The 23,492-nt window shown below is 41.8% G+C and carries 23 protein-coding genes, 2 tRNA genes and 1 riboswitch; of the genes, 12 read left to right on the forward strand and 13 right to left on the reverse strand.

Annotation, left to right across the window (positions count from 1 at the left end; translation table 11 throughout):
• Positions 1-39: 39 nt before the first annotated feature.
• Positions 40-594, reverse strand: coding sequence for an acetate uptake transporter (gene satP, locus BLT41_RS16145; protein WP_092163031.1), 555 nt, complete (start codon positions 592-594; stop codon positions 40-42).
• A 300-nt stretch (positions 595-894) separates the two neighbouring features.
• Here satP and BLT41_RS16150 point away from each other — a divergent pair, with 300 nt between their 5' ends.
• Positions 895-1,293: a cupin domain-containing protein gene (locus BLT41_RS16150; protein WP_092163040.1), complete on the forward strand. Its 399-nt coding sequence runs from the start codon at positions 895-897 to the stop codon at positions 1,291-1,293.
• A gap of 122 nt (positions 1,294-1,415) precedes the next feature.
• On the opposite strand, the gene ribB is transcribed toward BLT41_RS16150, so the two are convergent.
• The gene (gene ribB / locus BLT41_RS16155) at positions 1,416-2,069 is read right to left on the reverse strand and encodes a 3,4-dihydroxy-2-butanone-4-phosphate synthase (protein WP_092163042.1); all 654 of its coding nucleotides are present in this window, start codon (positions 2,067-2,069) and stop codon (positions 1,416-1,418) included.
• Between the two features lie 112 nt (positions 2,070-2,181).
• Positions 2,182-2,335: riboswitch (FMN riboswitch) on the reverse strand.
• Positions 2,336-2,514: 179 nt separating this feature from the next.
• On the opposite strand from ribB, the gene BLT41_RS16160 reads away from it, so the two are divergent.
• Positions 2,515-4,500 carry a methyl-accepting chemotaxis protein gene (locus BLT41_RS16160; protein ID WP_092163044.1) on the forward strand — a complete coding sequence of 662 codons (1,986 nt, stop codon included), beginning with the start codon at positions 2,515-2,517 and terminating at the stop codon, positions 4,498-4,500.
• A gap of 78 nt (positions 4,501-4,578) precedes the next feature.
• On the opposite strand, the gene BLT41_RS16165 is transcribed toward BLT41_RS16160, so the two are convergent.
• Complete coding sequence (locus tag BLT41_RS16165; RefSeq protein WP_092163046.1) at positions 4,579-5,130, reverse strand: hypothetical protein; 552 nt, start codon at positions 5,128-5,130, stop codon at positions 4,579-4,581.
• Between the two features lie 537 nt (positions 5,131-5,667).
• Between BLT41_RS16165 and BLT41_RS17520 the strand changes: the two genes are divergently transcribed.
• On the forward strand, positions 5,668-5,841 hold the full coding sequence (locus tag BLT41_RS17520) for a hypothetical protein (protein ID WP_170830396.1): 174 nt from the start codon (positions 5,668-5,670) through the stop codon (positions 5,839-5,841).
• Positions 5,842-5,922: 81 nt separating this feature from the next.
• On the opposite strand, the gene BLT41_RS16170 is transcribed toward BLT41_RS17520, so the two are convergent.
• Entirely contained in the window at positions 5,923-7,302 is a 1,380-nt protein-coding gene (locus tag BLT41_RS16170) for an alpha/beta hydrolase (protein ID WP_092163048.1), read from the reverse strand.
• Between the two features lie 155 nt (positions 7,303-7,457).
• On the opposite strand from BLT41_RS16170, the gene BLT41_RS16175 reads away from it, so the two are divergent.
• Positions 7,458-7,534 (forward strand) — tRNA-Pro (locus tag BLT41_RS16175).
• Between the two features lie 171 nt (positions 7,535-7,705).
• Here BLT41_RS16175 and BLT41_RS16180 read toward each other — a convergent pair.
• The 4 genes from BLT41_RS16180 to BLT41_RS16195 all read right to left on the reverse strand — a co-directional run bounded on the left by BLT41_RS16180 (position 7,706) and on the right by BLT41_RS16195 (position 11,547).
• Positions 7,706-7,969 carry a hypothetical protein gene (locus tag BLT41_RS16180; protein ID WP_092163050.1) on the reverse strand — a complete coding sequence of 88 codons (264 nt, stop codon included), beginning with the start codon at positions 7,967-7,969 and terminating at the stop codon, positions 7,706-7,708.
• Between the two features lie 111 nt (positions 7,970-8,080).
• Positions 8,081-8,827 (reverse strand): substrate-binding periplasmic protein, encoded by a 747-nt coding sequence (locus tag BLT41_RS16185; RefSeq protein WP_092163052.1) that lies wholly within the window; start codon positions 8,825-8,827, stop codon positions 8,081-8,083.
• 202 nt (positions 8,828-9,029) lie between these two features.
• On the reverse strand, positions 9,030-9,551 hold the full coding sequence (locus tag BLT41_RS16190) for a type 1 glutamine amidotransferase domain-containing protein (protein WP_092163054.1): 522 nt from the start codon (positions 9,549-9,551) through the stop codon (positions 9,030-9,032).
• A gap of 394 nt (positions 9,552-9,945) precedes the next feature.
• Complete coding sequence (locus tag BLT41_RS16195) at positions 9,946-11,547, reverse strand: P-loop ATPase, Sll1717 family (RefSeq protein WP_092163056.1); 1,602 nt, start codon at positions 11,545-11,547, stop codon at positions 9,946-9,948.
• A 466-nt stretch (positions 11,548-12,013) separates the two neighbouring features.
• Here BLT41_RS16195 and BLT41_RS16200 point away from each other — a divergent pair, with 466 nt between their 5' ends.
• Together BLT41_RS16200 and brnA are read left to right on the forward strand one after the other, a co-directional pair.
• Entirely contained in the window at positions 12,014-12,274 is a 261-nt protein-coding gene (locus BLT41_RS16200) for a BrnT family toxin (RefSeq protein ID WP_092163058.1), read from the forward strand.
• Positions 12,264-12,500 carry a type II toxin-antitoxin system BrnA family antitoxin gene (gene brnA / locus BLT41_RS16205; RefSeq protein WP_092163059.1) on the forward strand — a complete coding sequence of 79 codons (237 nt, stop codon included), beginning with the start codon at positions 12,264-12,266 and terminating at the stop codon, positions 12,498-12,500. The genes BLT41_RS16200 and brnA overlap by 11 nt, the downstream gene beginning before the upstream one ends.
• A 180-nt stretch (positions 12,501-12,680) precedes the next feature.
• On the opposite strand, the gene BLT41_RS16210 is transcribed toward brnA, so the two are convergent.
• The 3 genes from BLT41_RS16210 to BLT41_RS16220 all read right to left on the reverse strand — a co-directional run bounded on the left by BLT41_RS16210 (position 12,681) and on the right by BLT41_RS16220 (position 14,580).
• Positions 12,681-12,770: transfer RNA gene (locus BLT41_RS16210), tRNA-Ser, on the reverse strand.
• 95 nt (positions 12,771-12,865) lie between these two features.
• Positions 12,866-13,783, reverse strand: a complete 918-nt coding sequence (locus tag BLT41_RS16215; RefSeq protein WP_092163060.1) for a dihydroorotate dehydrogenase — start codon at positions 13,781-13,783, stop codon at positions 12,866-12,868.
• Between the two features lie 2 nt (positions 13,784-13,785).
• Positions 13,786-14,580: an iron-sulfur cluster-binding protein gene (locus BLT41_RS16220; protein WP_092163061.1), complete on the reverse strand. Its 795-nt coding sequence runs from the start codon at positions 14,578-14,580 to the stop codon at positions 13,786-13,788.
• A gap of 55 nt (positions 14,581-14,635) precedes the next feature.
• Between BLT41_RS16220 and BLT41_RS16225 the strand changes: the two genes are divergently transcribed.
• Positions 14,636-16,612, forward strand: a complete 1,977-nt coding sequence (locus BLT41_RS16225; RefSeq protein WP_092163062.1) for a peptidase U32 family protein — start codon at positions 14,636-14,638, stop codon at positions 16,610-16,612.
• Positions 16,613-16,684: 72 nt separating this feature from the next.
• Here BLT41_RS16225 and BLT41_RS16230 read toward each other — a convergent pair whose 3' ends face one another.
• Positions 16,685-17,029: a phenylpyruvate tautomerase MIF-related protein gene (locus tag BLT41_RS16230; protein ID WP_092163063.1), complete on the reverse strand. Its 345-nt coding sequence runs from the start codon at positions 17,027-17,029 to the stop codon at positions 16,685-16,687.
• A 14-nt stretch (positions 17,030-17,043) separates the two neighbouring features.
• Entirely contained in the window at positions 17,044-17,931 is an 888-nt protein-coding gene (locus tag BLT41_RS16235) for a helix-turn-helix domain-containing protein (protein WP_092163064.1), read from the reverse strand.
• 218 nt (positions 17,932-18,149) lie between these two features.
• Here BLT41_RS16235 and BLT41_RS16240 point away from each other — a divergent pair, with 218 nt between their 5' ends.
• The 5 genes from BLT41_RS16240 (at position 18,150) to pyrC (ending at position 23,452) form a co-directional block, all read left to right on the forward strand.
• A complete protein-coding gene (locus tag BLT41_RS16240; RefSeq protein ID WP_092163065.1) occupies positions 18,150-19,169 on the forward strand; it encodes a TRAP transporter substrate-binding protein in 1,020 nt (339 codons plus the stop codon).
• Between the two features lie 63 nt (positions 19,170-19,232).
• On the forward strand, positions 19,233-19,766 hold the full coding sequence (locus tag BLT41_RS16245) for a TRAP transporter small permease (protein WP_092163067.1): 534 nt from the start codon (positions 19,233-19,235) through the stop codon (positions 19,764-19,766).
• 1 nt (position 19,767) lies between these two features.
• Positions 19,768-21,045, forward strand: a complete 1,278-nt coding sequence (locus tag BLT41_RS16250; RefSeq protein WP_092163069.1) for a TRAP transporter large permease — start codon at positions 19,768-19,770, stop codon at positions 21,043-21,045.
• 77 nt (positions 21,046-21,122) lie between these two features.
• Positions 21,123-22,409: a Zn-dependent hydrolase gene (locus BLT41_RS16255; RefSeq protein WP_244512313.1), complete on the forward strand. Its 1,287-nt coding sequence runs from the start codon at positions 21,123-21,125 to the stop codon at positions 22,407-22,409.
• Positions 22,409-23,452 (forward strand): dihydroorotase, encoded by a 1,044-nt coding sequence (gene pyrC, locus BLT41_RS16260; protein WP_092163073.1) that lies wholly within the window; start codon positions 22,409-22,411, stop codon positions 23,450-23,452. Before BLT41_RS16255 ends, pyrC begins: the two co-directional genes overlap by 1 nt.
• Positions 23,453-23,492: the final 40 nt, after the last annotated feature.

Genomic DNA, 23,492 nt, shown 5'->3' on the forward strand with positions numbered 1-23,492 from the left:
ACCGGATGAACCCTTTAACAAGTCATTTAAAACCGAATATTAACCGATAGGCAATATTGTTCGCCCATGAACTTCATTCAAAACTTCAGCCATAGCAAGATAGATAGCCGAAGCACCGCAGAGTATACCTTCGTAACCTGCAAAAGTTCCGATGGCAGCGTTGCCTGTAAGGTCACGGGCTGCAAGTAAGAAGAACAATACGGTAAGTGACAGAAAAACAAACTGCAAAACCTTATTACTCTTGAGTGTACCAACATACATAAACAAGGTAAAAATACCCCACAGAATCAGATACCAGGCCATAAAGGCGTGCGGAGTTGCTTCAGCCCATCCAATTTTAGGCAAGATAATAAGAACCACCAGACTCAACCAGAAAAAACCATAAGAGATAAAAGCAGTGGTGCCGAAGGTATTGCCTTTCTTGAATTCCATAATACCGGCTATAACCTGAGCAATTCCACCGTAACAAATCCCCATAGCAAGAATCATAGAGCTGATGGGGAAAAAACCCGCATTATGAATATTAAGCAAGACAGTTGTCATACCAAAGCCCATAAGACCCAAAGGTGCCGGATTTGCTAATTTTGACTCCACTTCTAATTCTCCCTTATTGCGTGATTCCAATATCAATTGAAATCATGTTAAAATATAATATCCGCCTTGTTTTTAGCGATTCATAGCATACTACATTAATCACTAAATCAGCTAGACAAAATTGAAAGGAAGAATAAGTGCGAACCGTAAATTACAAATTTGCAGCTCAAATTCAACTATTACGACAATTGGATCAGCACACTTACTGATTTTAGGTTCTTGATTCTTACAACCATAACAATTAATCTGGCTTACTTAATTAATAAACACAGTAACAATTAAATATACTGGAGATCCATAATGAAAGCTATGAACGTAAAAGATGTTGAAGGCATTAAAGTTGCGCAAATCCCTTACAAAGGCGAAATTTGCGAAGTAAACGGGGTTACCATCCGCTGGCTTTCCAAATCGGGTGAAGATGCAAACGGACAGCCTGAGTATGGACTGAGGCATTTTACAGTTGAACCGGGCGGAGAAATTCCCGCACATAATCATTTTTATTTGCAGACCGTGTATATTGAAAAAGGATCGTTTGAGTGTTTCAGTTATGATCCTGAAACCGATGAAGTAGCCGAAAGTAAAATTTGCGGTCCCGGAGACTGGGTTTATGCGGAAAGTATGGAGCCTCACGGCATGAGAAATATGAGCGAAACAGAATCTGCAACATTTCTATGCTGCATCTGTAATGTATATGAGTAGGATTTAAATTAAGAAAGCCTGCCGGATTTCCGGCAGGCTTTTATATATCAAGTGTCGGTGTTGATTCAGGTGCCGAGATTGAATCAAGGGATAAGGTCTATTCCGGAAAGGAATGCTTTATACTATGAAGCCTTTTGCGAGAGCTGAATACGGTATTGAATAATATCATCTACGGTCAGTACCGGAATATCATACTTTTTACCCAGTTCAACGATTTCCGGTAGTCTGGACATTGTTCCGTCAGAATTAGTGACTTCGCAAAGAACTCCATAGGGCTTAAGACCTGCAAGAGCCATCATGTCTACCGTTGCTTCAGTATGCCCTTGTCTTTCGAGAACACCGCCGGCTTTTGCACGCAACGGGAAAACATGCCCGGGCCTGTGAAGATCACCCGGCTTTGCACCATCAGCGATTGCGGTCTTAATCGTCGTTACACGATCCGCAGCCGAAACTCCGGTAGTAACGCCTTCCGCGGCTTCAATAGTAACAGTGAATCCCGTTTGATTTACACAGGTATTTTCAGCAACCATCATTGGAAGTCCAAGTTGACTGATTTTTTCTTCAGTCAGACACAGACAGACAATGCCGCTGCATTGTCGAATGAGCATAGCCATTTGACTGTTAGTCAACCGCTCAGCCGAAAAAATAAGATCGCCCTCATTTTCCCGGTCCTCACTGTCTGTGACAAGCACACCTCTGCCCTCTTTCAAGGCCAGAAGTCCTTTTTCTACTCTTTCAATGGGATTTCCGAATTGAGATAACAAATTCTGATTCATGGTAAGTCTCCGTAATAAGGTACCAGAATCAGGGCGCAAGAACTGACAGCTGTCTATAGATAGAAGACAGCCACGCCATAAACAAAATTAAGTTATGACGGGTTTTCTACTGTCGTATCCTCTTCCATCCGGACTATAACCGTCGGCTCTGGAGTCACACCAGATCTGCTGACCCTTCCTCACAATGAAAAAGGCGCTCGCGGGCTTTCTTTAAAAGATTAAAGAACACCGCCGGTGGGGAATTGCACCCCGCCCTGAGAATAAACTCAGCTCTTTTACAACACGAATAAACGATTAGTCAATCAAACATGTACTACACACTACATCCATGATTTAACACTGAAAGATTATAAAATTGTGTACATAGACATTAAATTTACGTATTAAAAAGATTAACAAAAATCTCTTTACTGAATCTCTAATTTTCCCATGGAGAGTGATAGTGATGAAATTAAAAACAAGACTTACAATTTTTCAAATCACAGTACTAATAATCTCTATAGCATCATTGTGCGTTATATTCATTTATCAACTGAACAAATATGCAAACAGCGAAATGAACAAATATCGAAAAACAATGTATGAACAAAAAATTTCAGAACTGAATGAACTTGTCAACATGGCTGAAAAAACAGTTCAGTCCTATTACAACAAATCGCAAGACATTGAGTTGCTTAAAAGAAGTAAAGCAAAATCATTAAAAAACACTATAGATTCCATTGCGACCCAGTTATCAAGCTTTTATAAATCCAAATCCAACAAGCTCTCCAAGTCTGAACTGGAAGAAGAACTTAAAAAACTAGTCAAACCTATTAGATATGAAGGCAATAATTATATTTGGATAAATGATATGCAGGCAAAAACAATCATGCATCCTCTTTCGCCGGAGCTTGATGGGAAAAATCTTTCCAACATAAAGGATAGTTCCGGCAAATATCTTTTTAGAGAGATGATTGAAGTTTGCCGTAAAAACGGAGAAGGCTCTGTTTCATACATATGGAAAAAACCGGACACGAATAAAGATACTCAAAAAGTTTCGTATGTTAAGCTCATACCGGAACTTAACTGGATAATCGGGACAGGCGCATGGCTGGATGACATCACCCTTGAAATGAAAGAAAAAGCTCTTGAACAAATTGCGGAAATGCGGATGAAAGACGGAAACTATTTCTGGGTAAATGATACGAAGCAAAATATGATTATGCATCCTGCAAGCCCGGCTTTAAACGGTAAAAACATGGCCGACTTCAAGGATACAAAAGGGAAACTGCTATTCAAAGAGATCGTTGATGTTTGCACAAGTAAGGGAGAAGGAACTGTCTCATACTGGTGGGGAAAACCCGGTGAAAGTGGAGATTTTCCAAAGCTGTCATATGTCAAATTATTCAAACCGTGGAATTGGATAATCGGCATGGGAGTTTACATCGACGACATTGATAACGCTCTGCTTGAAAAACAAACCAAGTTAAACCAGACAATAAACAATATGATCAAATTAATCGTAATTGTTGCAGTACTGCTTGGAATTATAATCACAATTGCGGCAACTATTTTTGCCAATAAAATCACAGCTACCATTGGTGCAGAGCCGGAAGAATTATCAGATATTGCAGAGCAGATGTCTCATGGACACCTAAACATTGAACCCCTTTCACAAACACCCCAAGGTGCATATGCTTCCATGATGAATATGGTCGAAAATTTAAAACAGGTAGTTACGGATGTACAACACTCTACTGAAAATGTTTCTGCCGGAAGTGAAGAGTTAGCAGCATCTGCGGAAGGACTGTCACAAGGTGCGACCGATCAGGCTGCCGCTATTGAAGAATTAAGCTCATCAATTGAAGAAATCAGCGTCAGCATACGAAACAATGCTGAAAACACACGCAAAACAGAACAGATCGCCATCACAACGGCTGAAAATACAAAAAAAGGAAGTCGGGGTGTTAAAAAAAATCTGACAGCTATGACAGAAATTGCTGATAAAATTAAAATTATAGAAGAAATTTCCCGCCAGACAAATCTACTCGCGCTAAATGCCGCCATCGAAGCCGCTCGCGCAGGAGAACACGGCAAAGGGTTTGCGGTAGTTGCGGCGGAAGTTAGAAAATTAGCTGAAAAAAGTAGAATTGCAGCAACCGAAATCGAAGATTTATCGTCCAGCAGTCTGACTCTCGCCCAAAAAACGCATACAGATTTAGATGCCTTGGTTCCCGAAATTGAACGAACAGCAAAATTGATAAAAGAAATATCGCTTTCGTGCGATGAACAAAATTCAGGTATTAACCTTATTCAACAGTCTTCTTTACAACTGGACAAGGTTATTCAGCAAAATGCTTCAGCTTCAGAAGAAGTTGCCGCGACCTCAGAAGAGCTTTCCAGCCAGGCAGAGGAACTTCATGGGGCAATGCTGTTCTTCAAGCTTAATTAACTTTTAAAAAATAGTTATAAAAAAACGCCCTTGTTTCTTACGAAGCAAGGGCGTTTAAAATTCTTTTCTAAAATTAATCTATTTAAAACTATCCTCAAACAGCTTTCCGATTGCCTTCCTGCCGGACTCTTCGAGAAAACGAGTCCCCGTTGCAGTAAAGTATCTATGCGAGATCACAGGGGCATCACACTCGGCCCAGCGTTCTTTCTGCCATGTGTACCAGCAACCTTTATCCTGAGAAAAGACATAAAGGGGTTTGTTGCATATTTTTGCAAATTCAGCGCCCCATCCGGTGCCACCCTTTACAGTGCCATCCTCAAGAATAGTACCTACAATAAAAATTTCATGGCCGCTGTTAACCTGCCAGCAGATACTCTGGAGAACTTTACGGAAAATAGGAGCACGGGTAAAAGTGCGGTTCATCAGTTTGGAAACATACGTCAAACTGACATCTTTGCTCTCGAGTTCTTTCTCTGTGAGAACCCGCAGGCCACGTTGACGAGCAATCTGGTGCCCTTCGAAGCTAAAACTAACTTCCTGAAGCCCGTATTTTTCAGCGTTGACTCCAAATTCACTTTCAGTGCCGGGAGCTCCGCCGCTATATAAAATGAACTCTTTAGGATTACTCATTGCTTCCTCCAGTGTTGAGCGTGTGTGCGATTACGATGCAAATCAATAACTAAAAAAATTAAAGTTCACAATCAAGAATTATCCTATTAATTACTGATTATTCTTTACCATATTTTTTTTCCAGAGTGCAAATCTTTCTAAAACTTCAAGCAAGTTCAATAATGAACAAGCAGTATAAAAAGCTGTAAACATACTATTACTCCAAAGAATTGTTGCATTACATTTAATTATTAATACTAATATAGTGTAACAATAGAAACTCTACGCACAATTATAACTATAAACAACACGAACAAACACTGTTAGTTAAAATACTAAAGACAATTACACTATGTATTCCATTACAACTTTTCATAATTATTTGTATCATTATATTTATATCTTTAAATTAAAAGTCACATGGCCTTAACCTTACTCCTTTTTTTTCAGCAATGATCTCTAGACAAATTTTATATTTAGTGTATAGTGCACTTGTTGATTCAGGCTAGAAAATCTCAAAACGAAAGTAGCTAACGCCAAAACGTAATGGAGGTTTTTATGAATAAAGATACAGGAATTGGAGAAAAATCAGACCCGTTTAAAAAAATGGAACAGAACGACCTTTTTAAATTTCGTTCTATCAGCAACAACATTGCTGCCATGGTTAAATCTCTGGATGATCAGGAAAAAGCCGACTCGCTGGAATCAGACACTGACCAAGACGAAGTTTAAGCATCTACCCTCATTCTACTCTCTCTTCCCTAACTAAAACAAGCAGTTCTCGCATCCGCACCGTAATCAATTCGCAGTGCATTAATGAGAAACAAGCCACGCGGATATACTGCTTACAAAATCCCCGGACAATGAATCAAGAGATTCAAGGTCTGTCCCCGCCTCGATAACGGTTGAGGCTTTATCCAGCACCTCAAGCTGATGGGGGACAGACTGTAAACCGGTGGGCATTATCGAAATCATTTTTTTCCAATTATTACTCACATTACTGAATCCGATAAACATCGGAATATTTTCTGGAATAATTGAAGTTATCCTTTCGGGATAGAAACTGCCGGCAGGTGAATCAATTGTCAGCAACGCAAAATCAAACATCTGCAATGACTTCGGCATCAACGGGACGGACTGAGGCTTATAGCCTCTAATCCAGATTCCAACACGTCCGGGATCTACTTTTTTCATATGACGCATTTTATCAGCCAGTTGTGTCAGATCTTCTTCAGTCAGCTCTTTTAATGGTGAAACAACCTGAACGACCACGCCTCTACCTGACAAATGACGAGCCACTTCAGAAAATTGATCATCAGGGATTGCTGCTCCGAATCTAGCAAGAATAATTGCCGGAAACACTCCTTTCGAATCAGGTATAAACAAATTATTCACTTTTACTTCTTCTGACTCTCTAACCTCGCGAACACGCCCCTTTCTCGGATATTCAGCAGATTCATTGCCGGGAAGCCACATAAACCGCCTTATCCAATGCTCATCACCGGGCAAAAAAACAACCGATCCTTCGACAGGAAAATCTTCATTAAAAGACGGCCCGTAAGTATAAATAAAATCTCCTAACCCAGCTTTTCTTAGCTTTCTGGTCAATCCTGTTTTCTGATCATGCAAAACAAGCCGCCCATGGTCTTGCCTAGCGTCAAGAACAACAACCGCCCTTCCGGTTTCAGTCTCATAATGTCCGCTAAAATCATCCTCATTAAAAGAATAAGCTGCCAGATTGTCGAAAGTACGCCCCTCTGAACCTCGCTTAATCACAACTGTAGTATTACCGATAGTTATGCTTTTGCCTTGTTTAAGGACTATTGCATTCTTATTATGAACAGATTTGCTTTCAATTACAGGGGGCGTAGAGACCGCGGAAATCGCTCTCTTAATTTTTGCAACGGATTTAGCAGGAACAGGTTTGACGGGAGTGGGCGATCCAACTTTTTTAGGTGATAATTTTTTTTTGCGGACTATTTTCTGCTCATTTTTTTTCACACGTTCAATTTTCGGAGAAATTTCTTTTTTCAATTTCGGTTCAGAAATTTCTTTTTCAGGAACAGAAGTACGAACCAATTCAATATCAAATCTGCTCACAACAATTTCAGGTATAATGAAAATATTTTTGCAGAGTATAAACACGATCAAAGCGTGTATAAAAATAGATAGAATGGCGGCGATGTACTTCAACGAACCTCCTGTACTTACCCGCATGCTATTCCTGATTTAATCTTATTTCAACAAATTGAAGCCATTATCCAATATCCATTTGAAGAGAATAAGCGAAAAATATTTTTTTGAGTTGACAGCGATCAGGAATGAGAATAATTCCTCTTCACTCGAGTCGGGATGTAGCGCAGCCTGGTAGCGCACTTGAATGGGGTTCAAGGGGTCGGAGGTTCAAATCCTCTCATCCCGACCACGAAAAAAGACCCTACTAAGCCACTGATAATTCAGTGGCTTTTTTATTTTCAGCAAAATAATATTCAATCGCAAACCAAAGAAGCCCCGTACCTATATAAAGGTACGGGGCTTCTTTTATTAACAAAATAAAATTCTATCTACAAATCACGCAGAGAATCATTAATGAAACTTAAGCATGAACCTTTCTAACCAGAAGCTGATAATGAGCATCGACACCATCTTCTTTCGGGATACGCTCAGAATCAATAACAAGGTAATTAACGACAGTGCCGCTCGGCAATTCAAAAGTAATTGTGTCTTTAGGGGCGATATCTAAATCAATCTGAAATGTAATAATTCTCTGGGTAGAAATTACTGCCTTAATCCCTTCAAACTTTTCGCCGCTTTCTTTAATTAGAGTAACAATATCTTTAGCCATACATGGTAGAATCATTATATTTCCTCGCAATTTTTAATGTTGATGCGGCATCATAGGAGGATGGCGGGGAAAGTCAATGTTAAGTGTAGAGCTATACTGCTCCATTTTCTAACTTACCTTTAAATTCTAGCGATAACGATCATAAATTTGGTTGATAATACCGTCGTTCAAGAGCTTTTCAATAGCCTTGTTAAATCGAGGAACCGCGTCCTTTTTACTCGGGTGGAAACGAATCATCATATCCAAAACACTGCAAGGTTCACTTATGATCAGTCGATCCTTAAGATTCTGTATTTTTATTTGATACTGAGCAAAATCCTTGTTCATGAGAGCCTGATCCAAACGCCCGGCAAGCAGCAACTGAATAAGTTTATTTTCATTGTAAAGAGGATAAGGATTTATGCGCCCATCAGCGAAATACGGACCGTATACCGGGTAATGATACCCCGAAATAACTCCTACGGTCTTCCCTAATAGGTCTTCGGGAGAATTGATCGGAATGTATTTATCTGCATTAAACAGAACAATCTCTTCGGATACGGCAAAAGGAATGCTGTAAATACCATGTAATGATGATGACTGCCGCCAAATCGGATTACACATCGGTTCTAAATCGATTTTACCTGTTTCAAATTGATAAAGCGCGCGCCGAAAGGGAACACGGACATATTCGAAGGTATCTCCAGTCTCTTTAGCAAGAGCTGTGAATAAATCTTTAATAATTCCAGACCTTGAATCGCCTTTTTCGAAAGAATAAGGAGGAAAAGAGTCGACCCGAAGCATGACACGAAAAGTCTCCGCAGCACTAGTGTGCGCAAAAGGTGAAGCAATAATTAAAATTGCAGTGACAAGCCAGATCGTTAAAAACTTCATATTTTACTACCTCATAATCATTATTAAATAGAGCTACTCCTACCCGCCTTACAGAATTTATCGAGTCGCGTAAATTATATATATTAACATTATAACGAGTTCTTAAAAAGAGGCTGCATAAATTGCGAAATACCAAACACGAAAGCCCTCACAACTTTCGTTATAAGGGGCTTAAATTGGCTTTGTTTTCAACACCTGCAAATTATTTTGTTGCCAAATCCACAATGGCACGACAAAAAGCTGGCAGGTCATCCGGCTTGCGGGAAGAAATTTGATTCCGATCCACAACAACTTCTTTATCAACCCAAGTTGCTCCAGCATTTATGAGATCATCTTTTATTCCGGGAGTTGAGGTACAAGTAAAACCTTTCATAATTCCGGCTGAAATCGGAATCCATCCGGCATGACAGATATGCGCAACAACTTTCCCGGCTTCATGTACCTCACGGGTAAGTTCTAGAACTTTAGGATCACGTCTAAGTTTATCCGGAGCAAAACCACCGGCAATTACAAGCAGATCAAAATTATCCGCCTGCTGGTCCGCAATGGCGGCTGTGGAACGAAAAGGATAACCGTTTTTGCCAGTATAAACAGTTCCGGATTCAGGTCCGGCTACCACAACCTCTGCACCTTCCTCAATCAAACGATAGTAAGGATACAAAAGCTCCATATCCTCAAAAACATTTTCCACAAACATCAAGACACGCATACCTTTCATTTTCATCAAAAACTCCGGTTCGTCTAATTCATAGTTAGCTTGATTGAAAGTAAATAAGAATCATCACGGCAACTATTGAGTCCCTAGAGTCGTAGTTATCATAAAAAGGCGGATAGTAACAATGCTGTCTGGAATTAAGGGATTGGATATTGGATTTTGATTGTGATTACTTAAATTTATATGAATATGAAAAAGCCCCTTACTGCTTTTGTTGTAAGGGGCTGTATGGGCTGACTGGTGGGGAGGATGGGATTTAAAGATTCTGTAGTGTTTGTTGCACACGATTTTTAGACGTATACAAAGTTTTTACCGTTCAATTAACACCAACGTTTATAAGCCCTATTTTGCCCTCGTGTACTACCAAAAAGGTACACAAAAAAGATTTCACAAAGAGACTTCATCAATAAACCCCTTTTTCAAATCTCGATCCTAAGTTTAAGGCTTTCCCCAATGCGTAATGCACTTCATAGCGCTGCCCCAGTTTAACTTTTGGATTTAAATTGGATTGATTTCTGTCTTTAAAACACCAATTAAAAAACAGCTTACCATCATACGTTGTTTGAATATAATTAATAACATTTAGTTCATATAAAAATTGCAAAAATTTTTCTTCAGTATGAAACACTTCTGAAATATTATCTAACTCATCTTCATATGTTTTTTTAAACTTTTCGAAAACTTCCAGATATACATCATAAGTAAAACTGCAACTTCCATCCAAAAAAGTAAAAAAGAATACAAAAAGATCATACTCATTTAATTCATAATAAAAAGACATATAATCCTTTATTTCTCCTAAAAAATAAGCTGAGTATGCTCTTTTGACCTGTGCATTATCAAAATTTTTCTTCTCAAAACAAACTGGAGATTGGCCTAATTTAGGAATATGCTGTTGCATGATTTTCATCATGGTAATAATATCTCGCGGCCTATAAATGGCATACCGCAAGAAGCTTATAAAGGAGGGGTCTTCCCCGGTAGCTTTTATTATTTTGTAAGGAAAATAGTAATCCCATGAATCTCCAATTTTTAACCTATCTCTTACTTCTCGTTCCTGTTGGGATTTTAAAATTTTATCTGCTATTTCAAATATTTTAGATCCTCTGTGCTCAGGATAAGTTGTATGCCAATTTAACAACACAGAGTTATCAATTAATTTTGCATTTTGATTTTGAAGCCCAAAAGAATTAAATATATCAGGACGTGCAAGCAAGACAACCTTCATTCGACCTATAGGATCTTTCAAGCTAGGGAAAAAATCATTATTCATTGACCAGATTGCACTAGCTAGTCCTTTTATGCATTCTAGATAGTCCATCTGAGAGAGAAATGAAGGTCGTACATCTATCCCATCTATAAAAAGAATCATGTTTTTCTTAAGCTTTATAGACCTAAAAGCTTCTTCAAACTTTTTTTGAATATAAAAAAGATTTATTTGCATTCTTTGTTCTGAGAATTCCACAGTTTTACGTTCTTCTCCCCCAGCTTTTAAATGCTTAGAAAATAAATCTGCAGCAATTTTGGAGTCTTCCACAAAACTAATTGCATTTAATATTTCAGGTGCAAATGCAGAAGCATAAAATTCATCAATTGCTTCATATAAACAGTTCAACTTTGAAAACGTTTTTAAAAGGAAATTTTCAGTATTCTGACTTCGTATTTTTTCTGCAAGCAATAAATATAAGATAACCTTCCATATAGATGAATAATCGGACAAAACTAAATGTTTTGATTTCTTTAATTCTACAAACTTTTGATACTCTGTTTCGCTAATAAATTTGATGAACGAACTTGTGTTCTTATATTCAGCATTTGAAAGATACACTGCATATGCGGTTTTCCCAGTCCCCTTATCCCCAACGAGGAACGACACATTAGGGTCTATCAACTTAGTTATATCGTCAGTTCTAACAAAAAAATTTTCAAACATTTTTTTGTTTTCACGAAGTCTATAACTAGAAGCATCATTAAATCCGAGCTTAAGATCTCTTATTCTTTTCATGCCGCACTCTTTAATTAATGGTTTATTATCAAATGACAAAATGTAATTTTTGACTACAAGAAATCTCGAAAATATGTGCTAAAAATAGTGCACAAATAATTTTAATAAACTTTATATCCCCATCATTTTTTTGTTGTATAAGGCAAATAAGATCAAGAAGTAAACCTTATTAACAAAAACTGATAATTTCTTTAATCCCCTTTCATCTGCTCCATCACTATGTAAATCTCACGCTTTAAATACTCCGACATAACACCCACCAAACACGAAAAAGCCCTCACAACTTTCGTTGTAAGGGACTGTGTAACCAATCTGGCGGAGAGAAGAGAAATTGTCATTATTCTCCATGAATACTCTTAATCCCCTGCCCCATCTGAGCAAGCAAAAACCATGCTCCTCACACTTATGAGACCGAATCTTAATTCCCTCATATTGACAACAAACAACAAAAATATACAATACAGGTATGCAGTTTGAATACGACAACAACAAAAGTGTATCCAATTTAGAAAAACACGGGATTGACTTCAAACAGGCGCAAGCCCTTTGGAATGATCCAAACTTGCTGGCAATTCCGGCACGTACTCAAGACGAACCCCGTATTTTTTTTATTGGAATCATAAACGGCAAACACTGGTCAGCCGTAACAACTCCACGCAATGGAGTTACTCGCATTATATCAGTGCGCCGTTCCAGAAAGAAGGAGGTGGAACTTTATGAAAGCTAAAGAATTTGATGAAGCTTTTGAATCAGATCAGGACATAACTGAACAGCTGGACTTATCCAAAGCCACCAGACCGAATAAAGACATTAAACGGGTAAACGTTGATTTCCCCGCATGGATGATAATCGCTTTGGATCGTGAAGCGGAAAGACTCGGCATAAATAGACAGGCTGTAATCAAAACATGGATTGCTAACCGCATTGATTCACAACGCCCAGCAGATCATTAATACACCCCGCTTCGGCGGGGTTTTCTATTAGGCAATGAAGTAACCGAATCCGCACAGGCCCTACACCACGGACACACACTTGTGAAAGTTCTTGATAGTCTGATGAAAAAGCTCTGAAAAATATCCCAAACACGAAAAAACCCCTCACAACTTTCGTTGTAAGGGGCTGTATAACCAATCTGGCGGAGAGGAGAGGATTCGAACCTCCGTTAGTTTAACCTAAACACGCTTTCCAGGCGTGCTCCTTAAGCCATACTCGGACACCTCTCCGCTTGGGTGAAAAAGGATTTAGCTAAATCAGAGTGACTTGGCAAGCTATTTTTCACTTTTTATTCAATTATTTTAAATAACATGAAAGAAAATGCTTATTTAGGCAATTTTAAGCTTCCACGGAACTCATCCAGAGATTTCGCATTCACTCTTTCGAGCACTTTCGGAAGTTCTTCTGCGATTCTAAAAGCCATATCAGGGCTTAAGAAATTAGCAGTACCTATCTGTACAGCCGTAGCACCCACCAGCAAGAACTCTGCGGCGTCTTCTGCTGAGGCTATGCCACCCAGACCTATTACGGGGATCTTAACCGCATTTACGGCCTGAAACACACATCTCAAGGCTACTGGCTTAACCGCAGGACCGGAAAGGCCGCCTATTACGTTAGTTAAACGTGGCACACGTCTTTCAATATCCACCGCCATTCCTGACAGAGTATTGATGAGTGAGATTCCGTCCGCTCCGCCATCTTCGGCAGCGCGGGCACAGGTGGCGATATTCGTTACATTTGGTGACAGCTTGATGATTACAGGCTTATTGCCTGCATTCTTCTTGACGGCTTCAGCAACTTTTGTGATCTGACTTGGGTCCTGACCGAAGGCGATACCACCCTCTTTTACGTTAGGACATGACACATTCACTTCAAGCGCGGCAACGCCCTCTTCTGCTGAAAGCACAGCTGCCAGCTCGCCGAACTCAGCCGCACCAGTGGCATAAAGATTCACCAGTACAGGCAGTGTTTTCCACGGCAGCTTGGGCAATTTATCTTTGATGAAAGCTTCAACACCGGGATTCTGAATTCCGATAGCATTGAGCATGCCGCACGGAGTTTCAGCGATTCTCGGCATGGGATTGCCTTCTCTGGGTTTCAATGAAAGCCCTTTTACAACGATACCGCCAAGGCTTTCGAGATCTCCGAATCTTTTAAATTCCAATCCGAAACCGAATGTGCCTGACGCTGTGAGTATGGGATTTTTTAACTTCAGTCCGGCAAAATCAACTGACATATCCATAACTAACCCTCCAGACTGATATCAGTAGCTTTAAAAACCGGGCCGGTTGTACATACCTGAGTATGATGCCCGTTGCTGTCTTTCGTTACACAACCGAGGCATGCACCAACTCCGCAGGCCATACGATTTTCAAGCGAAAGTTCCGCTTCAACTCCGTATTTAATGGCGGCGTTGCGGACAGTACGCAGAAAAGGAGTCGGTCCGCAGGCGGTTACCAATCCTTTTTTATCAGCATATTCCTTAACAAGCGCTTCAACTCGTGCAATAATAGAGTGAATATCTTCCGGTTTGTTTTCGCGGATATCTTCAACTTCTACCTTTTCAGACAGGGCCTTATAGGGATAATTTTCCAACGGAGGGCGATGCGCAAAAAAGAGCTTTAAATTTTCAGGTTGATCATGGGAGTCGACATAACCGCAAAAGGGCGCTATGCCCATCCCTCCGGCGAGCATTAGTACTGGACGGTCTTTAGGTTTGCTGAAAAAGGTACCAAGTGGACCCCATACATTAACCTGCTCGCCTTTGGTAAGTTGCGCAAGACGTTTTGTGCCACGTCCGATAACTTGAAAAAGAATAGTCAGAGTGGTGTCGTCTGCGTTACTGATGGAAAAAGGACGTCCCCATACTAGGTCAAGCGGCCACGATACGGGCCTGATCATAACAAACTGGCCAACGCGCCAGCCAGATTCCCAGCCCGGATATTCGAGCTTGAGTTCGACGATTTCCTCACCCGGTGAGGAGTGTCCGAGGGGCGTAACGTCAATGACTTTAACTGCCCTGCAATTGTTTGCACTCATGATTTAATCCTATAGATTTTTGCTGTCCGCATTATGCGGCAAAGCGTGATACACTATGACAAAACATAAACCAGAAATTCTTGCCCCGGCGGGCGATAAATCATCTTTCCTTGCTGCAATCGCAGCCGGAGCAGATGCAGTATACGCCGGACTTAAACATTTTTCCGCTCGCATGGAAGCTGATAACTTCTCTACCAGCGAACTTGCTGCACTTGCGCAGCTTGGACGGGAAAATGGCGTTAAGACCTATATCCCTATGAACACCTTAATTAAACCGGATGATATCGACTCCGCGGCCAGATTGCTGGACCGAGTCGCCCGGACGATTAAGCCGGACGGTATCATTGTTCAGGATCTTGCAATGGTTAACATTGCCAGACAAACTGGTTACGAAGGTGAAATCCACCTCTCTACCCTTGCCAATGTAAGCCACCCTGCCGCACTTAAAGTTGCAGCTGAATTGGGTGTCACTCGCGTGGTTATCCCAAGAGAGCTTAACTTAGAAGAAATCAAACAGATGGCTGAAGCCTGCCCTGAATCAATCACCCTTGAGATGTTTGTTCACGGCGCCCTTTGCTACAGTGTTTCAGGCCGTTGCTACTGGAGTTCCTACTTCGGCGGAAAAAGCAGCCTCCGTGGACGTTGTGTGCAACCCTGTCGCAGGCTTTACGGCGGCTCTTCCCGTAAAGATCAGCCAAAACGCCTGTTCTCCTGTCTGGACTTAAGTCTCGACGTGCTGACCAAACCTATGCTTTCAGTTCCAGAAGTATCTTCATGGAAAATTGAAGGCCGTAAAAAAGGTCCGCATTACGTTTACTATACTGTCACAGGTTACCGCATGCTGCGCGATCATCCTAATGATGCCAAAGTCCGCAAGACAGCAGTTGAATTACTTGAACTGGCTCTCAGCAGACCGTCATCCCACTCAAACTTTCTGCCGCAGCGTCCATTTGTTCCGCTTGATCCGAATAATGAAACCGGTTCCGGTTTTCTCATCGGAATTACCAAGCAGGAGAAAAACGGAAAACCTTACTTCGAATGCCGTCAGGAACTTCTGAGCGGTGATTTCCTCCGCATCGGCTATCAGGATCAGCCCGGACATCAGACCTTGAAAATCAGAAGATCTGTCCCTAAACGCGGCAAAGTATCTATTCCGATTCAAGGCAAAGCCCGCCTGAAATCAGGTACCAGAGTATTCCTGATCGACCGTCGCGAAGAAGGTCTGGTCAATTCTCTTAAGAAGCTGGAAACAGCTCTCTCAAAAATTAAAGTACCAGAAAAAACTTCAAGCTCCGTTCAAGTGGATCTTCCGCATCCTTTCAACCCGACTGAGCGTGTTAAAGTTCTTAGTCTGCAAAGGAACCCTCCGCGCGGAAAAAATAAGTTCGGCACAGGTATCTGGCTTTCCGCCAATGCTCTGGACCGTACTCCAAAACCGCTTGTGTCAAAGATCTGGTGGCATCTTCCTCCGGTCATATGGCCGAACGAAGAATCTGAAATAAAACAGCTTGTCGCTTACTGTCTTGAACACGGAGCAACAGAATTTGTTCTTGGTTCTCCATGGCAGAAAGGACTTTTCCCTGACGACGACAATTTACACTTTCACGCAGGACCATTCTGTAATGTATCCAATCCGCTTGCGCTGATGGAACTTTATGAAATGGGCTTTTCCTCAGCATTCGTCAGCCCTGAACTTTCAAAGGCAGACTTCCTTGCCCTTCCGGCTCACAGCCCGCTTCCTTTAGGAATTGTGACCAAAGGCCTTTGGCCTCTGGGAATTTCAAGGATCATTGCCGAAGAAACTGAACTTATGAGCCCTATCTACAGCCAGAAAAAAGAAATCTGCTGGGTCAGAAAATACAACCAGAACTACTGGGTTTATCCCGGCTGGGAACTCGATTTAGGAGTTGTAACCAAGAAACTTGAAAGTGCCGGATATTCAATGTTTCTGACAATCACCGAATCATGGCCTAAAGCCGTTCCAACCCCTACCAGAACCAGTACGTTTAACTGGGATCTGTCCTTGCTCTAATCGTCCCAGACGACATGTGAACAATCTATTCCCGATGCGAATTTTATAATTTGCATCGGGACTTTTTTTTACTTAAAAAGTCCGCCCGTCCCAACCGAACATGGAACGTTCAAGATCACGAAATTCAATAACGACCCTGCTTCCGGGTATCAAAAATTCTTTATAAATAAATCCGCAAAATTTTTCTGATAATTCTGCACACTTGTCAGACTGCAAGGAGATACTGCCCAGAGTCACAAACGCGGCAGGCTCATTGCTTCCGGATAACAACATACTGACATTTTGATGCAGCATGACAGTAACATACACTTCAGGCTTACCTAATGCGATTGATGTGAATTCTGAAAGCTTCACATTAAACGCATCAGCTTCGGCAGATTCAACTTTCATATTAGTTTCAACTCTTATAAAAGGCATACGTTACCTCCTTTCTATGAGCCGGTTTCCTGAATAAGTTTCCTTAAAAAACGGGCTGCCTCAAGTCCTTTAAGAGATCTATCCCAAAGCTCGTTTACCATTTTTTCATGAAGAACCAGCGCTTCCGGTGCCGAGGTTATCATTGCAACACCAAGACGGACATTAGGGAACTCACCAAGCCTGAAAGGACTTATTGCAAGCACAGAACGTTCCGGCTGTCTGAAAATCTGAAAACTCGTACTGGGTATAGAGTCCCGCAATATCCCGATTTGAACACCTATAGGCTGTTTTTCCAGCATATCCAAAACATTTTCGACTTCTCTACGCGCTATCTCTTTACGTTCTTTTAACACATTTGCGGGCAAATCATATCTACCAATGAAACCATTACGCAAAAATCTTTCAAGTTCCGATGCAGAAACAAGACTGACCACGCTTGGTTTGCGTTCATGATAAGCTTTTTTGCGTTCTTTCAAAATTGTTAAAATTTCATCAACTGATCTTGTCGCCTGCCTCAAATCAGGTATTCCCGAAGACAGATCTTCTTTTAGAACGGCAGCCAAAACGTCATCAAATTCATCGGTAGTCAATAAGTATGAAACAGGACCGAACATTACAAACAGGTGTTCCGATACGGATTCTGCCTGTCGCATTCTTTCAAAAAAACTCACAGCAGACGGAACATATTCAACCCCGACCCCCATTAAAGAAGTTAGCGAAACACCAAGCAATTCAGCAATACTTTCAAGGGTTTCAAGCTTAGGAGGATCTCCCTTTTCATAGCGGTAAAGGGCTGCGCGAGATATACCTATTTTCGCTGCAATGTCCTCCGCACTATATTCACTACCAAGCCTGAAAGCCTTGAGTCTCTGACCTATTTCTTTGGCACTCAATTCGCCCATCTAAATTCTCCGCTATTCTAATTTTTATAATCATAAACGCTAAAACAATACGAAAAAAAGGTTTTGCCAACTTTGTTCATAACAATTACTTAAATTCTCATTTTTGTGAATAGATTTTTTATTTGTTTCAAAAATGAGAATCTTCTTGACAATAATCACCCTTGTACTTCAACTTATTAGGAATCAAAACATTGCTGCTTTAATCAGGAGGATTACGAATGAAATTATCTGGACGTATTGTTTCAATTGCATTGGCCTTATGTATGGTTCTCGGCGGAGTTATATCTGCCGGAGCTGCAGAATTCGAAGCTCGTATCGGACACATCGAATCAGCGCTTCAGCCTCGCCATCAGGGACTTGAAAAAGTCGCTAAGCTTGTTAAAGAACGCACGAACGGAGCTGTTGAATTTAAAATTTTCCCTTCTTCCCAGCTCGGCAACCAGCGTCAGATAAACGAAGGTGTTCAGTTCGGTACAATTGAAGGTACTGTATCTGCCGCTGCATTCCTTGGCGGATTCAACCCATCTGTATCCATCATGGATATTCCTTTCCTGCTCCCTACTGACCGCGCAAAAGCGCAGGAACTTCGTCAGGGCAAGTTTGGTAAAGAACTGCTTAAAAGTTTCGGCCCCAGAGGATTCAAAGCTGTTGGAACCTGGCCTAACGGACGCAAAAACTTTACTTCAAACAAACCTCTCGGTTCAGTTGAAGCATACAAAGGACAGCGTTTTCGCGTAATGGATTCAAAAATCCTCATCGAGCAGTTTTCTGCAATCGGAGCTTCTGCTATCGCATTGCCTTTCGGTGAACTTTACACAGCACTACAGAACGGCGTTGTTGATGGTGAAGAAAATCCTCTTGATACCATTCAGCGCATGAAATTCTACGAAGTTCAGAAGTACCTTGTTCTTTCCGAACACGGCGCAATGGAAGATTTCATTCTTTTCAACCCATCATGGTGGGACAGCCTTCCTGCAAAGTATCAGGATGTAATCACAGCAGCTTTCATGGAAGTTATGCCCGGTGTTGAAGTTCATAAAGAACAGGCTCAGAAAGACGCTCTTGCTGTAATCAAAAAAGCAGGCGTAAAAGTCAGCCCTCTTTCCGACGCAGACCGCGCAACCATGCGTAGCCTCATGTATCCTAAAACCATCGCCGCTTACCTTGATCGTGCAGGTAGCGAAGGTGAAAAACTCGTTAAGCTTTACGAAGCTGAATACAAGCGTATTGTAGAATAGTTACATTCCATTCAGGCGGGAAAGACTTATCTTTCCCGCCTATTTTTTTTTCGGGAGAAAATTATGCGAAAAATACTAAATTCCATACTCACAGGAATTAGGGCCGTTGAACGATTTCTCGTCATTTCCATAAATTTGATCATGGTCGCCCTCTATACTTTTAATGTATTGGTGCGAGAAATTTTACCCCAATACTCAAGTACTTTCGCATGGATAGACGAAGCAACCCGTTTGCTTATGGTCTGGGCTGTATTCTTAGCTCTCGGACTTGCGTTGGAACGAGGCCGCCATGTCGCGGTTACGACTCTTCTTGAAAGACTCCCGAAGATACCCAAAAAAATTATCTGTTTATTAATCAATACAACAGGGATTGTATTCAGTTGCTACCTTGCATGGCTTGGAGTTGCGCTTGTTAAATTCGTTATGAGTACAGGCCAAGTCAGCCCGACGCTTGGACTGCCCATGTACTGGCTATACGTTGCACCGACCATAGGGTTCATACTTCTGGCTCTCAGATACGGACTGGAACTTATTGGTGTAAACGACCGTCACAATAAACCTCTTCTTGTCGCTCCAACAGCTAAGGCGGTAGCATAATATGACTCCGATAATAATCCTGATAGCTCTCACAATGCTCGTTTGTGGGTTTGAAATGCTGCTTGTCCTCGGCATTCCTGCTTTTTTGACCAAAACTTTTCTTTTTTCAAGAATTCCCGACCCGGTACTTATTCAAAAAATGGTCGGTGGTATTAACTTTTCCACACTTCTCGCGATTCCATTTTTTATTTTTGCTGCCGAACTTATGGCATCAGGCCAAATTGCAAAACGCCTCACTGACCTTATAAAACATTTCACAGCTCACAGGCTTGGCGGAATAGGACACACTACCATTGCCGGATCAATGGCTTTCGGTTCTGTCTCCGGCTCTGCACCTGCAACAGTCGCCGCCATGGGCAAGCTCATGTACCCTGAACTGCGTAAAACCGGATTCAGCGAAAAATTCAGCCTCGGCCTAATCGTTTCCAGCGCAGAAACAGCCTTGCTCATTCCACCAAGTATCACCTTGATTATTTACGGTTGGATGACAGGAACATCTATTACAGGGCTGTTCATCGGTGGTCTTGGTGTCGGACTTACTCTTGGTCTGGCTTTCAGTGGTCTGGTCATTTTTGAAAGTCTTAGAAAAGGCGTAGGCAGAGGCGAAAAATCTACTATCCCCTTCCTTAAAACCTTTAATGCAGCAGCCTGGGCACTCGGCCTGCCTATTATTATTTTAGGCGGTATTTACACAGGGTTGTTCACTCCTACGGAAGCTGCCGCTGTTTCAGTTGTTTATGCAATCTTTGTTGAAGCCGCTATTTATAAAAACCTTACCATTGCCAGACTGATTCGCATTACTGAAAGAGCGTCAATTTCAACCACAATCATTTTCATTCTGCTGGCAATGGGCAGTGTTCTTTCCTACTTTGTAACACTTGCTCAGGTTCCAATCCTGATTACCAATTTCCTGACAGACATTCAGGCCGGACCTATCACATTCCTGATAATTGTTAACATTGCATTCTTTATTGCCGGAATGTTCATAGACCCGAACTCCGCGCTCCTTATACTCGTCCCACCACTTTTCCCGGTGGCAGTGTCTATGGGAATTGACCCGATTCATTTCGGTGAAATCGTCTGCCTTAACATCTGCATAGGCATGATCACTCCCCCCTTCGGGCTGGATATCTTTGTTGCATCTTCAACACTTGATAAGCCGGTCATGTCCATCATCAACGGAGTGTGGCCTTTCCTGTTCATCAATATCCTTGTGTTGATGCTCGTCACCTACGTTCCAGGACTGGCAACTTTCCTTCCCGGACTGGTTGCACCTTAGCGATCTGAACGAAATTACATTTTATAAATAATAATATGCAAACAACAGTAAACGAACATTCAGTGGGGACGAATAAAATGAATCCACATGGAGTATTAGAAACTCAGCCAAGTCTCGAACATCTTACAAGTGATGCAGAAAAACTGTTTGCCGATCTGGAAGAATTATCCAGAGATAAAATCGGGGTTTCACGCCCTTCATATGGCGAAGGTGAAAGTAAAGCTTTCGACATGATTGAGAACTTTGCCAAAGGTGAAGGGCTTATCACTTCGCGTGATGCGGCTGCAAACCTTGTCATTGAACTTGAAGAAATATCTCAAGATCAGGAATACATACTGATTGGTTCACATCTTGATTCCGTTCCGCAAGGCGGAAACTATGACGGTGCGGCCGGAGTTATTGCTGGCCTTCTATGTCTGGTTGAATACAAAAGAACCGGAACATCCCCTGAAACTCCCGTTAAAGTTATAGCCCTGCGCGGAGAAGAAAGTGCGTGGTTCGACGCATGCTACTTAGGTTCCAAAGCTCTTCTGGGTAAACTGGAAAAATCTGAGCAAGCTCTTCCTCAACGCGATGACGGCAAGACTCTCGGAACACATATGGCTCACTGCGGAGCAGATGTAGACAGAATATCTAAAGGCGAAAAGCTTATTGATACATCTAAAATCAAAGCCTTCTTTGAACTCCATATTGAACAGGGACCGGTCATGATTGCCCGCAACCTTCCTGTTGCAGCTGTCACCGGAATCCGCGGCAACATCAGACACAGAAAAATTCTTTGTATCGGTGAAGACGGACATTCAGGAGCAGTTCCGCGTTGGCTTAGACGTGACGCTGTTTTTGCAACTGCGGATTTAATTACCCGAATAGACGATCACTGGACCACAATTTTACAGCATGGTGGAGATCTGGTTGTAACAACCGGAATTATGACAACCAACCCGCAAAACCATGCAATGTCACGCATTCCCGGCTTAGTGACATTCAGTTTTGAGGCAAGAAGTCAATATGAACATACTCTTGCCGCCATTGAAGCGCTGATCCATTCTGAATGCGCGACAATAACTTATGACCGCAAAGTTCAGTTCGAATTTGATAAACCTGTAAAAACTCCTCCCGCAGTGCTTGACCAAAGTATTGTTGAGCGCATAAATAAAGCTTGTGGAGAGGAAGGATTGCCAATAGAAGCTATACCAAGCGGAGCCGGACATGATGCGTCACTTTTCGCAAATGCCGGAGTTCCTACAGGAATGCTCTTTGTGAGAAATCGCAACGGTTCCCATAATCCCGAAGAAGAAATGGATATTGCAGATTTCATTCGGGGCACATCTGTACTTTGCCGCACAATTACGGAGTTCAAATAATGAGCACTGAAATTACCATCATAAGACCTGATGACTGGCATCTCCACCTTAGAGATGGAGATATGCTTGCGGCTGTGCTGCCCTACACTGCAAAAATTTACGGCAGAGCTATTGTTATGCCTAACCTCACCCCTCCTGTTACCACGGTAGCCAGAGCTGAGGAATATCGCAGACGAATTATCGCTGCGCGCCCGGAAGGTTCGCGCTTTGAACCGCTTATGACCTGCTACCTGACAGATACAACTGACCCGGAAGATATTCGCGAAGCTTGCGCTGTTAAAGCTTTCCATGCAATTAAGCTGTTTCCAGCAGGAGCTACAACCAATTCCGACTGCGGAGTAACTTCCATAAAGAAAGTTTATCCGGTACTCGAAGTGATGCAAGAACTTGGAATTCCACTTTCCGTCCACGGAGAAGTGGTTGACCCGAAAGTTGACGTTTTCGACCGCGAAGCAGTTTTTATAGACAGAGTGCTTGCACCGCTTCGTAAGGACTTTCCCGAACTGAAAATAGTTTTCGAACACTTGACCTGCAAAACCGCAGTTGATTATGTTCTTGATCAAGACGAGTTCACGGTTGCGACCATAACTCCGCATCATCTGGTGCTGACCCGCAACGATCTTTTTAAAGGTGGCATGAATCCTTACATGTACTGCCTGCCGGTTGCGAAAACTTTTGAAGATCGCGAAGCATTACGTGATGCAGCAACTTCGGGTAATGAAAAGTTTTTTCTCGGAACAGATTCTGCGCCGCACCCGTGTTCAAGCAAAGAAAAAGCAGGGGCTGCTGCCGGAATTTTTAATGCGCCGACCTCAATCGGTTATGTAACTCAAATTTTTGAAAGAAATAACGCCCTTGAAAAACTCGAAGGCTTTACTTCTATATACGGAGCCAGATTTTACGGATTTTCTCCCAATGGCAGCACAATTACTCTAGCCAAACGAGATATACCCGTTTCAATGGAATGGCTCTTCAAAGCGGGAGAGGACGAGGTTCGAATATTCAACCCCGACACTCCCCTTTATTGGGAATTGGTTGATTGATAGAGGCTGAGCCGTTTTTTTTAGGCTCAGCTTTTTTTAC

Source organism: Maridesulfovibrio ferrireducens (assembly GCF_900101105.1).
GTDB classification, from domain to species: Bacteria; Desulfobacterota; Desulfovibrionia; order Desulfovibrionales; family Desulfovibrionaceae; genus Maridesulfovibrio; species Maridesulfovibrio ferrireducens.